This is a genomic window from Cobetia sp. 5-25-4-2 (assembly GCF_013374075.1).
Taxonomy (GTDB): Bacteria; Pseudomonadota; Gammaproteobacteria; order Pseudomonadales; family Halomonadaceae; genus Cobetia; species Cobetia marina.
In genome coordinates this window covers 823,211-839,294 of the sequence record NZ_BLWK01000001.1, presented here as the reverse complement: position 1 = coordinate 839,294, position 16,084 = coordinate 823,211, and the positions used below count along the sequence as shown (strand labels likewise).

The 16,084-nt window shown below is 61.6% G+C and carries 11 protein-coding genes; 4 read left to right on the top strand and 7 right to left on the bottom strand.

Annotation, left to right across the window (positions count from 1 at the left end; translation table 11 throughout):
- Positions 1-2: 2 nt before the first annotated feature.
- Positions 3-896 carry a DUF4123 domain-containing protein gene (locus tag HXS65_RS03615; protein ID WP_176493121.1) on the bottom strand — a complete coding sequence of 298 codons (894 nt, stop codon included), beginning with the start codon at positions 894-896 and terminating at the stop codon, positions 3-5.
- 1 nt (position 897) lies between these two features.
- Positions 898-3,504 (bottom strand): type VI secretion system Vgr family protein, encoded by a 2,607-nt coding sequence (locus HXS65_RS03610; RefSeq protein WP_176493120.1) that lies wholly within the window; start codon positions 3,502-3,504, stop codon positions 898-900.
- Positions 3,505-4,032: 528 nt separating this feature from the next.
- On the opposite strand from HXS65_RS03610, the gene aldA reads away from it, so the two are divergent.
- The 4 genes from aldA to HXS65_RS03590 all read left to right on the top strand — a co-directional run bounded on the left by aldA (position 4,033) and on the right by HXS65_RS03590 (position 9,438).
- Positions 4,033-5,457 carry an aldehyde dehydrogenase gene (gene aldA / locus HXS65_RS03605; RefSeq protein WP_136938011.1) on the top strand — a complete coding sequence of 475 codons (1,425 nt, stop codon included), beginning with the start codon at positions 4,033-4,035 and terminating at the stop codon, positions 5,455-5,457.
- Between the two features lie 172 nt (positions 5,458-5,629).
- On the top strand, positions 5,630-6,865 hold the full coding sequence (locus HXS65_RS03600) for a mandelate racemase/muconate lactonizing enzyme family protein (protein ID WP_176493119.1): 1,236 nt from the start codon (positions 5,630-5,632) through the stop codon (positions 6,863-6,865).
- 5 nt (positions 6,866-6,870) lie between these two features.
- Positions 6,871-8,499 carry a GMC family oxidoreductase gene (locus HXS65_RS03595; protein ID WP_176493118.1) on the top strand — a complete coding sequence of 543 codons (1,629 nt, stop codon included), beginning with the start codon at positions 6,871-6,873 and terminating at the stop codon, positions 8,497-8,499.
- Between the two features lie 180 nt (positions 8,500-8,679).
- Positions 8,680-9,438: an IclR family transcriptional regulator gene (locus HXS65_RS03590; protein WP_054555863.1), complete on the top strand. Its 759-nt coding sequence runs from the start codon at positions 8,680-8,682 to the stop codon at positions 9,436-9,438.
- A 288-nt stretch (positions 9,439-9,726) separates the two neighbouring features.
- Here HXS65_RS03590 and HXS65_RS03585 read toward each other — a convergent pair whose 3' ends face one another.
- The 5 genes from HXS65_RS03585 to HXS65_RS03565 form a co-directional block, all read right to left on the bottom strand.
- Positions 9,727-11,160 carry an aldehyde dehydrogenase family protein gene (locus HXS65_RS03585; RefSeq protein ID WP_176493117.1) on the bottom strand — a complete coding sequence of 478 codons (1,434 nt, stop codon included), beginning with the start codon at positions 11,158-11,160 and terminating at the stop codon, positions 9,727-9,729.
- Between the two features lie 108 nt (positions 11,161-11,268).
- Positions 11,269-12,228: an NAD(P)-dependent oxidoreductase gene (locus tag HXS65_RS03580; RefSeq protein WP_136938016.1), complete on the bottom strand. Its 960-nt coding sequence runs from the start codon at positions 12,226-12,228 to the stop codon at positions 11,269-11,271.
- Between the two features lie 322 nt (positions 12,229-12,550).
- On the bottom strand, positions 12,551-13,465 hold the full coding sequence (locus HXS65_RS03575; protein WP_176493116.1) for a LysR substrate-binding domain-containing protein: 915 nt from the start codon (positions 13,463-13,465) through the stop codon (positions 12,551-12,553).
- A 267-nt stretch (positions 13,466-13,732) separates the two neighbouring features.
- On the bottom strand, positions 13,733-14,989 hold the full coding sequence (locus tag HXS65_RS03570) for a Xaa-Pro peptidase family protein (protein ID WP_176493115.1): 1,257 nt from the start codon (positions 14,987-14,989) through the stop codon (positions 13,733-13,735).
- 86 nt (positions 14,990-15,075) lie between these two features.
- On the bottom strand, positions 15,076-15,981 hold the full coding sequence (locus tag HXS65_RS03565; protein ID WP_308483172.1) for a phytanoyl-CoA dioxygenase family protein: 906 nt from the start codon (positions 15,979-15,981) through the stop codon (positions 15,076-15,078).
- Positions 15,982-16,084 lie beyond the last annotated feature (103 nt).

The following is a 16,084-nucleotide window of genomic DNA, read 5'->3' as shown; positions in this document are numbered from 1 at the left end:
GGTTATACCTTTTCCCTGCTTTCCATGATCTTGTCCCAATCGGCGCTCTCAAGCTTGCTGGTCAAGCTGATATAGCTGTGAGTGCTGCGTGAATCAGGTGTCGCTCTAGCGCTCAGTAACTGGCGCATGATCGGATGCTGATAGAACATCGGGGTTGTGACCAGCCCGTGGAGCACGAAGACCGAGATATCCTGTCGCTCTTCCAGACCACACTCCTTTGCGGCGACCAATAACGCATCGGCAGTTGCGGCATCCACAGAACCTGCCTTGCTCTCTTCCGGCAGCGTGCGATAGAGCTCCAGACAATGGTTCAGCATCCCTATCCGTCTAATGGCAGACCACTGCGGCAATGTCAGGTTCAATCTCCCGAGGCGACGCTGCTCACTGTGTGGTGCGATGCTCTGCAGTGCGTGGGCGTTATCCAGGTAGATCCACTGATCGATAGGTCCCAGCAGTGCCGATAGCTGCTCGCGGTCAAGAATGGCCTCGAGGCGCTCCAATACTCGGGGGTCATGAAAACGCAGCAGCGCCTTCTTGCCTTCCGGGGTCGTCTGCTCAAGTTGGCGCTGGATATATGACACCACGCTGGAGAGCGGCTGGGCTGTGATGACCCAGCCACCGAACGCGACCGGAGTGGTGAGGCTTGCAGAGCGTTGCTGCCTCTCCTTCTCCAGCTCTTTGCCCAGGTGCGTTTCTGGCGGCACCGGTTGTAGATAGAGTTTCTGCGATGGCGTCTGGGCATAGAATCCGTTGCGTACCAGGCCCACGGATTTCTGGTCCTTCGCACTCAATGCGCGCTGCGGCGTATTGCTCGGATCTACCACGCGATATAGGCGTGACTCGGTAGCCGCTTGTCTTGCCACCTGCAGGAATTCCGCCTCATCCAGCATGGCCATATCAGGACTCCACCACACCGTCGCCATTGGCGGCAGCGCTTTGTCCTTTGCTCGGACACAGCAAGTCTTCGCCTTCCGGCAATTCCGTCATCGCGGCATTCAGACTCGTCGGCCCACCGAAGCTGTGCTGCGCGCCTTTGACATCAATCTTGCCCGGCGCGTGCAGTTCGATATTGCCGTCCTTGAGGCGGACGTAGGCACCACCACAGGTGAGCAGAATCTCCTTGGCGGCATTGATATCGATGTCGTTCTCGGTGGAGGTGATGGTGACGTCCTTTTCCGCCGTCAGGTCCATCGCATCGCTTTGCGCTTGAACTTCGACCTTGCCCTTGCCGGCAAACAGCTTGATGCCGGAGCGCTGCACGAACAGCGAGAACTTCTCGACCACGGCGCCTACCAGGCTGCGTCCGGTGGCCAGGTTGATATCTTCGCCGCTGGTGACGCTGAGCGAGCGGCCCTGTGTCAGGTGCGTCGATTCCGGCGTACTGGTGGCGATGCCGGCGGGGGATGTGAGATGCAGCCAGGGTGCATTCAGGCGCGCCGCCCGCCCCCGCCCGCCATTGGTAGCGCTCTGGGCTGAACTACCGTCGAAGCGGCTACCGCTGTCATCGGCGCCATAAGTGCCTTGGGTATCGTCGCTGGCCTGCTTGATCTGCGTGCGCGCCGCAAGCGCCTCGGCGTTGTGGCTGGTGGCGCTGTCGCTGAGCGTATTGGCAAGCTGATAGGCGCTGGCGAGCTGCTGATGCGCAGGAGAGAGATCCAGCTGTTCGCCACTGGCCGCGATTTGCCCCCAGCTACTGAGCATCAGGCCGCTGTTGGCACGAATCGCCCCATAGGCGTCCGAGCGCAATTCGAAGCCGGTACCGCGGAAGCTGCCGCGTGTGTTGCCCTGCTGGTGGATCAGATAGCCGAGATTGAGCTGGGATTTCTCGTGCTCCGAGTTCAGGCGCACACGCTCCTGATCGGTGGCGTCATCGAAGACCAGCTCGTTGTACTTGTTGCCGCGGTAAGTCTTGCTCTTGAGGCCCGAGAGCAGGCCGTTGGAGTGCCATTGCGGCGTCTGGTCGCCGTTGTAGACCCGCCCGGTGATCAGCGGACGATCCACGTCGCCTTCGAGGAAATCGACGATGACTTCCTGGCCGATACGCGGCACGAACACACTGCCCCAGCCGGCACCGGCGTTGGGCTGCGCGACACGTAGCCAGCAGCTGGCGTCGGCGGCGCCCTTCTCGCTGCGGTCCCAGTGGAACTGAACACGCACGCGGTTGAGCGAATCGGTGTGGATCTCTTCATTCGCGGGCCCGACGACGATCGCCGTCTGCGGGCCACCCAGGTTGGGGCGCGGATGATCGAGAGACGGACGATACGGCTGACTGAGCCGCTGGGATTCGAAGTCGATCAAGTACTGACCGGTGCCGACATCGGCGTAATCCTCATGAGCACTCTCATTGAGACCGTGCGCCTGGCGCGCCTCGGCCATGCGCGCCTGCAGGCTGCCCGGCAGCGCCTTGAGGTGTGCCGACACCGGTAGCGCATTCTCGGCGCAGACGGTCAGGCCCAGCACGAGGAATTCGCGCTCACTCGAGTCGCCGTCTTCATGGCGGGCGTGCTGGCTGAGCTCGAACCAGCGGCCGACCTTCAACTGGCGGGTGCCCCCGGCGCCGTAGAAGCGCTTGGCGCGGGATTCATGGGCTTCGAGGCGATTGACGGTCAGTCGTTCGCCGCGCGAGTGATCGTCGAAATAGTACTCGCCGGGGTAGTCGTAGACTTCCTGCTCGCTGAGGTTGCCCTGATCGCTGCGCGTGTCCTGGCCGGAGCGTTTTTCCAGGCCCGGCTGCTTGTAATCGAAGGTGCCGAGGCTGACGCGCGTCGGTTGCTGCTGACGGCGGCCGCTCCACTGGGTGATGGAGTCTTCCAGTTCAGTGGCATCCTGACGGTGGAAGCGAATCACCTGTGGCTCGACGGGTGCGCAGGTCGCGACATCGTCGGTGATGACGAGGCGGTGGCCATTGAAGTCGCTGTCGTCAGAGGCGTGTTCGAAGTAGTAGAACAGCCCTTCCTGCTCCATCAGGCGATTGACGAACTGGAAATCGCTCTCGCGATACTGCACGCAGTAGCTGCGCGCCGGATACTCGCGGCGCAGATCCAGCCGCCAGCCGCCCTGGGCTTCACCTTGCGCGATGGCGTGATTCGAGAACACCGACTCGATGACCTCGACCGCGGTGAGGTCCTGGAAGATGCGGCTGTCACGCCCGAGCTTGAGCATCGCCATCCACGGCACCAGCGTCAGCTGGTAATAGAAGACGCCACCGTCCTCACCGAGCAGCGCGGCGGACTCGACCAGTCCCGAGAGCTTGCGGTAACTGCCATCGGCCTGACGCACCGAGAGCGCCGCCGGCTGTGCCATCAGGGTCTTGAGCTCGATATCGCCGTTCTGGGAGATGCAGTCGAGGGTATAAGCGAAGGGACGCGACATACGCTCTTCCCCCACCAGGCGATGAGGGATGAAGTCCGCGCCACTCATCTCAAGCGTGAGCAGGCGCTCGTTCTGGCTCAGTGAGACATCAAACGACGACAGCAAGGCGTCGAGTACCCATGAATCTGACATGTTCTGCATCCCTGGCAATTGACGTAGACGATGGCCTGAGGTCACTGGCCCGTCCCTGGCTCTCGATCAGGTGGCACAGCATATAGGAATGCTCTCATTTAGTTAATGACTGAACAGAGTGAACACTTACGCTGAAAGCGCGTTAATTCCAGCGAAAGATGCGCCATGAAGGGCCAGAAAGAGGCAACTCGAATGTGGGAATTCTCGCCTGACATTCCTGCACGCGCGTCATGACATCGTGTCAGAACCAACGGCTTTCCCACTCTCTTTTCGCCGGCAGCATGTAGCGTGAAGCACTGCCATGGCAGATGACATCGCTGAACAGGACATGCCCCAGGATGCCAGCGGAAATCTCTCGATGGCATGGCCGCCGCCACAGGCAGGCATAACAGCCCTGGAAGACATGACGATCAAGGTAGTCCCGATCAAGAATTCCATATAAGGAATTTAACTTCCGTATGTGAAAAACAGTTTGACAGTCTTGGCACCGCTTCATAGCCTGTAAGCCAAATTCAGGAGGAGTGATGCATGCGCACTGACAAGAACTTCATCAACAACGAATTCGTCGCCTCATCCCAGGGCGAGATGATTTCGGTCTACAACCCGGCCACCGAAGCACTGGTAGGTCAGGTGCAGGCAGCAACCACTGACGAAGCGCTTGAAGCGGTGAGCATTGCGGCCAAGGCTCAAAAGGACTGGCGTGCCAAGACCAGCACCGAGCGTGCCGGCTACATGCACAAGCTTGCCGAGGCCCTGATGGCGCGCAAGGATGCCATCGGCCAGGCATTGGCAGATGAGTCGGGCAAGAGCCTGGAAGACGCCACCAATGAAGCCGTCTACGCCGCCGACATCACGCGCTACCACGCCGAGTGGGCACGTCGTATCGAGGGCGAGATCGTCCCCAGCGACACCCCCAATGAAAGCCTGCTGCTGCAGCGTGAGCCCATCGGCGTCGTGGCCTGCCTAATTCCGTTCAACTACCCGGTGTTCACCCTGCTGCGCAAGATTGCCCCGGCGCTGATCACCGGCAATGCCGTGGTCGTGCGTCCGAGCAACAACACCCCGACCTCCGCCTTCGAGATCGCCAAGGCGATCCAGGATGCCGGCATTCCGGCAGGCATCGTCAACATCCTGGCGATGGACCACGGCACCGCGGAAGCCGTCTGCACACACCCCAAGGTGGGCATGATCACCCTGACCGGCAGCGTCGGCGCCGGTCGCAAGGTGCTGGAATATTCCCAGGTCAACATCGCCAAGTCCTCGTTGGAGCTGGGCGGCAAGTCACCGGCCATCGTCGAGCCGGATGCCGATCTGGCCAAGGCAGCGGCACAGATCGCGGCCTCTACCCTCACCAACTGTGGCCAGCTATGCACCGCCATCGAGCGTGTCTATGTGCACGAATCCGTCTATGACGATTTCGTCGCCCAGCTGAAGCAGCAGATGGAAGGCGTCAAGTTCGGCAACCGTCTGGACGATGCCAGCCTGATGGGGCCGCTGATCAACGAGAATTCGCGTCTCAACATCCATCAGATGGTGGAACGCGCCATCGATGACGGCGCCACTCTGGAAATCGGCGGCTACATCCCCGAGGGCAAGGGTCACTTCTACCCGCCGACCCTGCTGACCGGTTGCCGTCAGGACATGGAGATCGTGCAGGAAGAGATCTTCGGTCCGGTGCTGCCAGTGCTGACCTACCGCGATATCGATGAAGCCCTGGAGCTGGCCAACGATCACCAGTTCGGCCTGGCCTCCGTGGTCTTCACCGAGAACTATCGCACTGCCATGAAGGTCGCCAACAACATCGAAGCCGGCGAGCTCTACATCAACCGCACCCCGGCGGACCCTTACCAGGGCTACCACGCCGGCTGGAAGCGCTCTGGTCTGGGCGGTGATGATGGCAAGCACGGCATGCTCGACTACACCCAGACCCGTCTGGTCGTGATGAACTACTGATCACGCCATTCCGTCTTGCCTGTCACGCCTCCGGGGAGCCCTCTCCCCGGAGGCGCTGACGCCCTACCCCATTTCTTTCCGGAAGCGCGCTGTTGGCGTCGAATGACGGCATGCCAGGCAGTGCGCTCCCACACCATCCTGCTAGCCAGTGACCACTGAAAGGCCTGCCACCATGAAAGTTGTCAGTTGCGAGACACACATCGTCGCCACTCCGCCGCCCCACGTCGGCGGCATGTACTGGATCTTCGTTCAGCTACGTACCGCTTGCGGCATTGAAGGGGTGGGAGAAGTCTATGCCGCCACCTTCCATCCGGAAGTCATGAGCAAGGCGATCGCCGATGTCTTCTCGCGTTATCTGGAAGGCAAGAACCCGCATCATATTGAACGCCTGTACCGCGAAGCCTTCTCCAGTGGCTTCACCCAACGCCCTGATCTCACCATGATGGGCGTGCTGAGTGGTCTTGAGATGGCCTGCTGGGACATCGTCGGCAAGGCGGCTGGCCTGCCGGTCTATGAACTGATCGGTGGCAAGGTCCACGACAAGCTGCGTTCCTACACCTACCTGTACCCCAAGGATGCACGCGGCAACTACGACTATGACAACGTCGAGCTGGCCGTCGAATGCGCACTGGAAAACCGCGAGAAGGGCTTCACCGCATTGAAGTTCGATCCGGCTGGCCCCTACACCGCCTACTCCGGTCAGATGCTGTCTCTGGAAGGCATGGACAAGAGCGCCACCTTCTGCCGCCGCATCCGCGAAGCGGTCGGCAACAGCTGTGATCTGTTGTTCGGCACCCACGGCCAGATGACACCGGCGTCTGCCATTCGTCTCGCCAGGTATCTCGAGCCCTATGACCCGCTGTGGCTGGAAGAGCCGGTACCACCGGGGCAGAGCGAAGCCATGGCGCGCGTGGCAGACCACACCTCCATTCCGGTCGCGACCGGTGAGCGCCTGACCACCAAGTACGAATTCCACGATGTGCTCAAGAACAACGCGGCCTCCATCCTGCAGATGAACCTGGGGCGCGTCGGCGGCATTCTGGAAGGCAAGAAGATCGCGGCGCTGGCAGAAGTCTATTACGCCCAGATCGCGCCGCATCTCTACAACGGCCCGGTCGGCGCCGCGGCCAGTATCCAGCTGGCGACCGCCACGCCCAACTTCCTGATTCAGGAAAGCATCGGCACCTGGGATGGCTTCCACGCCGATGTGCTCAAGGAGAAGATCGAGTGGCGTGATGGCTACATCATCCCCTCCACCAAGCCGGGGCTTGGGGTCGAGCTGGACATGGACGTGGTCAAGGCCAATTCGCCTTACACCGGCCGGACACTGCACCTGAGCATGGACCCGCGTCCCTATGACGTGAAGGAACAGTCCAGCACCGACTGGAAGCGCAAGCCGGAGGCGTAACGCCGATGCAATACGATTTCATCATTGTCGGTGCCGGGTCGGCGGGGTGCATCCTCGCCAACCGGCTGAGCGCCAACGGTCGCCACAAGGTGTTGCTGCTGGAGGCCGGCGGCAAGGACACCTCGCCCTGGATCAAGGTGCCGGTCGGGTTCGCCAAGACCTACTACAACCCGGCCTACAACTACATGTATTACAGCAAGGAAGAAGCCGCGATGGGGGGGCGCAAGATCTATACCCCCCGTGGCAAGGTGCAGGGTGGCTCCGGTTCCATCAATGCGATGATCTATGTCCGGGGTCAGGCCTCGGACTTCGATGACTGGGCGCGCGCCGGCAACGACGGCTGGTCCTATCGCGAGGTACTGCCCTACTTCAAGCGTCTTGAATGCCACCCGGGAGGCGATACCGAGTATCGCTCCGGCCAGGGCCTGATCGGCATCACGCCACTCAAACATGGCGCGCACCCGATCTGTCAGTCGTGGCTGGAAGGTGCCCGCGAGCTGGGGTACACGCTCAATGATGATTTCAATGGCGAACACTTCGAGGGGGCTGGCATCTATGAGGCCAACATCCGCAAGGGACAGCGGGATTCCAGCAATACCGCCTACCTGAAGCCGGCACTGTCACGCGACAACCTCACGCTCAAGCATATCTGTCGGGTGGAGCGCGTGACGCTGGAAGAGACGCCCGATGGCGGCAAGCGTGCCACGGGTGTTGCCTACCGGCTTGATGACGAAGTCATCGAGGTGACGGCGCGTCGCGAAGTCATTCTCTGCGCTGGCGCGGTGGACTCCCCGAAGCTGCTGCAGCTTTCGGGGATCGGCGGGCGTGAGGCGCTGGCCACGCATGGTATCGAGACACAGGTAGACCTGCCGGCCGTCGGTCAGAATCTGCAGGACCACCTGTGCGCCAGCTACTACTACCGCGCCAATCGCACCACACTGAATGATGACTTCGCGTCCTTCTGGGGCCAGGCCAAGGCGGGACTGCAGTACCTGATCAACCGCAGCGGGCCGCTGGGCATGAGCGTGAATCAGGCCGGAGGGTTCTTCCGGGGCAGCGAGGCGGAGTCAGAGCCGAACATCCAGCTCTACTTCAACCCGATGTCCTATCAGATTCCCAACGACCCGAGAGCCAAGCTGACACCGGAGCCATATTCCGGCTTCCTGCTGGCCTTCAATTCCTGCCGACCGACCAGCCGTGGCAGCATTTCACTGTCCTCGGCAGACCCGGCAGACCCGGCGACGATCTGCCCCAACTACCTCAGTACCCAGAAGGACATCGATGAGGTGATTCAGGGCAGTCGTCTGGTGCGCAAGCTGATGGGCGCGCCCGCTCTCAAGGCCATCACCGAGTGCGAGGTCGCCCCAGCCGAGACGGTCCACGATGAGGACAGCATGCTTGCGTACTTCCGCTCTCAGGGTGGCTCCATCTACCACCTGTGCGGTTCCTGCGCGATGGGGCCGGACAGGGCGAACGCCGTGGTCGACAGCCGGCTGAAGGTACATGGTGTGGCGGGGCTGCGGGTCATCGATGCCGCCATCTTCCCCAATATCACCTCCGGCAACCTGAATGCGCCGGTGATGATGGTGGCGGAAAAAGGCGCGGATCTGGTGCTGGCCGACCACGCAGACTGACCCGGCGGATAGCCGCCAACCCCACGAACGGCCCATGGGTCTGGTACCCTATGGGCCGTTCCCCTTTCCACGGATGGGCGATGCAGCCCGAGGCATCGCCCATCCGTCGTCACAGTGTCACAGCCTTCGGTCAGAAACCGCCTGTGACCGAGATTCGCGTTTCGGAGTGACCCCGCGTTCATGAATCACGAGAAGACCAAAGCCCCTGCCGTCGACCACAGTGTCATGATTCTGGATCTGCTTGCGGCAGCCTCCTACCCGCTGACGCTCTCGGAAATCTGTGAGTCCACCGGCATCTCACCCGCTACCGGTCACCGCGTGATCAATTCCCTGCTGCACCATCAGCTGGTCGCTCACGATCCCGGTCGCAAGAAGTCCTACTGCATCGGCTCGCGCATCTTCCAGATCTCCTCGACGATCTACAACAAGCAGAGCCTGATCCCGGTCTTCTACCCCATCGCGGAGATTCTCAAGAACGAGATTCACCGCTCGATCTTCCTGTGCATCCCCATCGGGGACCAGGTGGTGGTGATCTCGAAGGTCGATGCCTCCGGCAGTGGCAGCTACAACCTCTATATCGGCAAGACCATGACCCAGCACGCCTGCGCCGCCGGCAAGGCGATTCTTGCCATGCGCCCCGAGAGCTCGCGTCAGCTGTACCTGGAGGCTGCCACGCGTATCACGCCCGAACTGGCCGAACGCCGTGACGAGATGGATGCCGAGCTTGAGCGTGCGCAACGCCTCGGGTATGCCGTGTCCAGTGGCGATGCCGAGGGACAATTGAGCTGTATCGCCGCGCCTGTACTGAACATGCGCAATGAGCCCATCGCCGCCATCAGCGCCGTCATCAGCCAGGACTGGCTGAATCCGCAGCAGGCACGCGCCTACTCCAAGCATCTGGTCCAGGCAGCGCGTCAGCTGTCCTCGCGCATCATCTGAGGCCGAAAACGTTGCCTGGCGAGCCCGTCATGCTGCACCGCACAAAGTCTTGCCACTATATATAGGTATTTTCAGCGCCCAATATAGGTATTTTTCAGCACTCAGCGATCTGACAGACGTTATCGGTGTTGCGCTGATGGCGAAACGCGGCTGCGACAGCCGACAAGCACCTTGAGGGCGCCTTTTGTCCATGGCGCGAATGCAAGATACCCGTGATTCACGGGCCACTCTGGCCTCACGAATCACGGGTATCTTGCGTGGCATCACGGCTGCGTCATTCGCCTTCTGTCAGGCGATGGCCGGCGCGCCGAGCAGTGCCTTGACCTCGACATATTCCGCCAGGCCTTCGTCACCCCATTCACGGCCATTGCCGGAACGCTTGTAGCCACCGAAGGGGGCATCGAAGGAGAACTCTGCCCCTTGCAGATAGCATTGCCCTGCCTGCATGCAGCGGGCGATGGGCAATGCTGCCTCGGCGTCACGCGCATAGACCGCAGATGACAGGCCATAGACGCTGTCATTGGCGATGGCGATCCCCTGCTTCACATCGTCGTAGGGCAGGATGCACAGCACCGGGCCAAAGATCTCCTCGCGGGCGATCTCCATTTCATTGCTGACATTGGTGAAGATGGTCGGACGCACATAGCAGCCCTTCTCGAGCCCTTCGGGCGGCTCGACGCCACCGAGCGCCAGCTCGACACCATCATCGATGGCACGCTGCACCAGATGCAGGACACGTTCGCGCTGACGCTCGGAGACCAGCGGCCCCATGGTGGTCGCCGGGTCGTTCGGGTCACCCACCACCTGCTCATTGGCGATCTCGACTGCCAGGCGGGTCGCCTCTTCCAGTCGCGAACGCGGCACCAGCAAGCGAGTGAAGGCGTCGCAGGTCTGGCCGGTGTTGGCCATGATGTTCTCGACATTCAAGCGCACGGCCGCGGCCAGGTCGGCATCTTCGGTCACCAGCAGCGGCGACTTGCCGCCCAGTTCCTGACAGACCCGCTTGACGGTGGGCGCGGCACTCTCGGCGACCTTGCTACCGGCAATGGTGGAGCCAGTGAAGGACACCATGTCCACTTGCGGATGGCCGGACATCACCGGACCGATCTCGCTGCCCTCGCCCGTCACCACATTGAAGACACCTGCAGGCAGACCGACCTTCTCGAAGATCTCGGCCATGATGAAGTCCTGCAGCGGGGTCTGCTCCGCCGGCTTGGCGATCACGGTGCAGCCTGCCGCCAGCGCCGGGGCCAGCTTGCCGATCAACTGATGCAGCGGATAGTTCCACGGATTGATCAGCGAGCAGACGCCGATGGGCTCGCGCATCAGCGTCACATCGCCCTTGCGCTCGTCCTCTTCCATCTGGAAGGCGCGTTCAGCGTAGTAACGCATTCCCTCGATGGGGCCTTCCACGTGCAGCGCGCCGGCCAGTTGCACCGGGCAACCCATGGTGAGCACCTGGACGTCGCGCAGCTCATCGAAGCGACGCTGCATCTCATCCGCTGCCGCCATCAGGATGTCGTGGCGTTCCTGCGCGGATGTCGTGGACCAGGCAGGCAGCGCCTGACGTGCTGCCATGATGGCAGCCTCCACATCCTGCTCACCGGCGCGCGGCACACTGGCACACAGCTCGCCGGTGGCCGGATTGATGACCTCCATGCGCTCGCGCCCGAAGGGTGCCTGCCAGTGGCCATTGATGTAGAAGTTGTCGTGATGTTGCATGCCAGACCTCTCGTTGCTGGTGGGAGATAACACTTTCCCTGAGGGTGAGTCTCAAACGCAAATGCCCCGGAGGCCATTCGCACGGCGCTCCGGGGCAGTCTTCACGGCTCAGCTGCGGCCGGTAACGCCGACCTCGTAGCCGACTTCTTCCGGCTCGTCATCGGTCAGCTCTGCCGGGAAGCCGGTGCCGAGCACACGGACATCGGCGGCTTCCTCGAGACGACGGATGATGTTGGAGGACCACTCACGCGGACCGAAGCGTTCCTGACCATCGCGGAAGATGTCCATCAGCATCGGGGAGATTTCCAGCGGCACGTCAAGGTTCCTGGCCAGGGTGTCGAACAGGCCGACATCCTTGAGCACCAGATCCATGGTGAAGCTGATGTTGCGGCTACCGTTCAGGATGACTTGGGACTCGGTCTCGTGGACGAAGGAGTTGCCAGAGGAAATCTTGATCGCCTCGTAGGTGGTATTCATGTCCATGCCGGCCTTCTTGCAGACGGTCAGGGCTTCGGCGACGGCGCACAGGTTGGCGGTGGCCAGGTAGTTGGTCATCACCTTGAGCACCGAGGCGGTGCCCAGTTCACCGGTGTGCAGGACACGGCGACCCAGGTTGGTCAGCACCGGCAGCACCTGCTCGAAGGATTCGCGGTCACCGCCGACAAAGATGGAGATGTTGCCAGTGGCGGCGCGGTGGCAGCCGCCAGAGACCGGGGCTTCCAGTGCCTTGGCACCGGTGGCCAGCACCTTGTCGGCGATGCGACGCAGTTCGCCGTCATCGGTGGTACTCATCTCGAGCCAGATCTTGCCTTCGCACAGACCGGCAATGATGCCGTCATCGCTTTCCATCACGGCGCTGCAGGCAGCCGGAGATGGCAGGCAGGTGATGACCATGTCGTTGGCTTCGGCGAGTTCCTTGGAAGAATCCGCCCACTTGGCACCCTGCGCGAGGAAAGGCTTGGCGGCTTCCGGGTCAAGGTCACGCACGGTGACGTCATGCCCATTGCGCAGCAGGCTACCTGCCAGCTTGCCACCCACGTTACCGAGACCGATGAATCCGACTTTCATGTGCTGTCCTCTCTGCTGTCTGCCTGCTGGCTGTCCGGTGTACTGCACAGGGCCGCTCGGGACGGAGGGGAATCCTGTCCAGTGTGGCCCATGTCATCTTGAGGCTCACCCTACTGGCCGACCTGCCTGCCAACAATTCATAAGAATTTGGCGATTGGTAACAATTTTTGTGAACCCGCCCAGACCCCGCGCCTTCGAACAGCGATCCGCGATCCGCCCACAAACGTCATAGCCTCATGCGCCAGAACCCAGAACCAGATGTCGGAAACAAGAACGCCACCCGAAGGTGGCGTTGTCACGTAATCGCTCTCGCTCTGGCGGATCAGGTAGGCACGCTGCGACTCTGCGACGCCAGCCAGCCAAGGAGGGTCGCGACGCGCGGATCCCGCTCCAGCTCGCGGTGACAGACAGCACCCCATTCACCGCGCCCTGTCGTCACCTGCCCGGTCGGGTTGATGAGTCGACCGTTCGCCAGGTCATCGTCGGCAAAGGGCCCGTTGACCAATGCCACGCCCTCCCCCCGCGCCGCCATCTCCAGGGCGACAGCCAGGGTGTCGACCACGATGCAATTGCGGGTAGGACAAGGGCCTAGCGACAATGCCTCGAAGTAACTCTCCCAATTCCAGCCCTCGGTGTAGACCCCGATCAACGGCAGCGTCTTCAAGACATCGGCGGGGACCGGGCGTGCATCGTCGCCCAGCAGCTGGGGGCTGCAGACCGGGAAGAGGCGTGACTCGAACAACGGCTGCCAGTGGAGGTGATCCGCCAGCGGCGCATCGCGGAACACGATACCGACATCGGCATTGGCCTCATCGAACTCCCAGCCGAGACTGCACGTCATCAGCTTGAGCTCGACTTCAGGATGCATGGCCTGGAAATGCGACAAGCGAGGTGCCAACCAGCGAATCGAGGTCGTCAAATAGACCTGAATCGTCAGCGGCTGGGCATGCTGCATCTGGCGCAGGGACTCGGCGCCTTGCACCAGACCCGCCAGCGCTTCACGCACCACCGGATAGAAACGCTCGCCAGCCGCCGTCAGCACCACATGACGGCCTTCACGGGCAAACAGTTTCACCTCCAGACTCTCTTCGAGACGCTGAATCTGGTTGGCGATGGCCGGATGCGTCAGGTTCAGCTCCTCGGCAGCCGCGCGGAGACTCAGCAGACGCGCAGCCGCTTCAAATCCTTTCAGCGAACTCAAGGGCGGCAGTTTCTGCAGTGGCAGAGGGGTTGGCATAGACGACACTCACGAAAGGCGAAAGGCGAGCAGGAAGCAACCGGTACCCATGAACGATAGACGTTCTCGACGCTCTCTCCCGTTCACGGCACATGGCCGCCCTCTGGCCTTCTTTCGCCATGAGACAATGGCAAAGCGGGTGACCGTCGCTGACAGCCACCCGCACAATTGACCTCATGTTACCAAAGCCGCCATGCCGCGTAATGCCGATGCGCGTCGGCAAGCTACCTGGGCCCGGCTCAGCCGGCCTGACTCAACCGGCCTGACTCAGACGGCCTGGCTCAGCAGGCGCTCATCGAAGGGATAGTCCGACAACAGCTCCACCTGACCATCGTCACGAATGTACAGCTGCTCTTCGAGCTTGACGCCTTCGCCGCCGGACTCATGTCCGATATAGCTCTCCACGCATAGTGTCATCCCCGGTTGGAGGATGCCGTCGTAGCCCTTGTCCTCGATATCCTCGCGATGAACGATGTAGGGATACTCACCGTTCATCCCGACACCATGCGCCAGGGCAAAGTAACGACGCGCGCGATAGCCGGGAGGGATTCGCCAGGCACGTTCGGCGTACTCCTTGAAGCTGACCCCCGGCTTGAGATTTTCCATGTTGGTCTGGATCTGGTCATACGCCATGCGATAGAGCGATTTCTGCTCGGCGCTGGCCTCCCCCGTGCCACACAGGAAGGTTCTCGAGAAATCCGCGTAGTACCCATAACGCCCGACCACATCGGTATCCAGCGCGACCAGTTCTCCCGCCTGGATGATCCGGTCGGAACATTCCTGGAACCAGGGATTGGTGCGCGGCCCGGAATTCATGAGGCGTGTCTCGATGAAGTCGGCGTCTGTCTCGATGATGTGCTGATGCAGTCGGGACCAGACGTGATTCTCGGTGACCCCAGGCCGTATGGAGGCCTCCAGTTTGCGCACTCCCTCCTCGACCGCTCTCAGCGAGGAGCGAATCATCTTTATCTCGTTGGGCACCTTGAAGGCTCGCGCCTGCTCCAGAGACTCCTGAGCATCCAGCACTTGATAGCCTCGCTGCTCGAGCATGAAAGCGGCTTCCGCGGTCGCGCTCTCGATGGCGATCCGCTCACCTCCGCCGCACTGACGCACCAGATCGATGATTTCATCCGCCCAGGCTCTGGTGACGGCTTGTGTATTCTTCTCGTTGAAGTAATAGGAAATCGCCTTGGCCGGGCGAATCTCGTCCACGGTCGGTAGATGGCTGGCCAGGTGTTCGCATCCCGAGAACTCGAACAACACGACCGGCCCTGCCACGGGGACGAATACGTAGCGAGCGGGATTGCGCGAACTGTATACCTGCATGTTGCGAGACCCGGTGGCATAGCGGACATGTGCCGGGTCGAACAGGACTGCCGCCGTGATATCGCGTCGGGCCAACTCCTGGCGAACACGCGCGAGTCGGTCACATTGGATCTGCGCAATCTCTTCCGACGTCGGTTCGCAGTCTTCCAGTGCATGGGTCGGAGCGAGGATGCCCATCGCCGTCAGGTCCATTTTCATGTGGGATGCCCTGTGGGGAGTGTTCGATCAAGCGCCCGAAAGGCGCATGCAAGTTGAGAAGGCGTCACGGGTATACCGGACATCGATCAGTCGAGCAGACCGTCGGCGCGCTGGACGTATCGGGCTTCCGCCAGAATGTGCTGCTCCGAGACGCGCCCATACAGCTGGCGCGTGCGTTCCAGTCGCCCCACCACTCCCGGCGTTTCGGAATAGGCGAAGATCGCCGTCAGTCGGGGCACCTCACCCGACACCTGCGTGACGCGGTGCAGACTGAACCGCCCCTTGAACAACTGCAGATCCCCCGGGTTGAGACTCAGGGTCTTCACCGCTTCACGCGACTCTCCCCGGATCACTTCGCCCACGGCAGCGTAATGCTCATCGTTGGGGGTGCGGATGCCGGGACAATACTCGAACTGACCACCGCTTTCGGGCCGTTGGGTCATCATGGTGACGATGAATTCGTTGGTGTCGTAGTGCCAGGGTTGCTCGGTGCCCTCTGGCAGCACGTTGAGCACGAGCCCGGCAAAGGGGTCGGCATACTCGTACACCCGCTCGCGCCCAAGACAGGCCGACACCAGTTGCTTCATGGCCTGCGAGACGTACAGCCGCTGCATCAGGCTATCGGCAGGAATCATGTCGCGCGTCACGAAGCCACTGGTGCGGGTCATGAACAGGCGACGCGGATCCTGGTGGGGCAAGCGGTCGTCATCGGCCGTGAAATAGGCATTCACCTCGCGAGTGTTGAAGAACGCGCACTCGGCGAGACGAGCCGTTTCCGCCTGCATCTGCGCCAGGCGCTCCGGACGCAGAAAACCTCTCAATACGGCGCATCCCTCACGCTCGAGATCTTCACGCGCCTTGGCGATCGTGGCCTCAAGCGCTGGAGATCGGGGGTCATGCAGGGGGTAACGCTCGGTATCGACCAACGCGGAGAGATCGACGGTCTCGGCATCGGCCAATGGCGGGGGCATCGCGGAAGTCAGGTCAGTCACGGAGGTATCCTCACGTCATGGGGCTGGGGGGCAAGACAGCTCGTGGGTCAGGCACTATGCTGGCCAGAATCCATGCATTTGAGAAACGAGTCATTCCAATGAA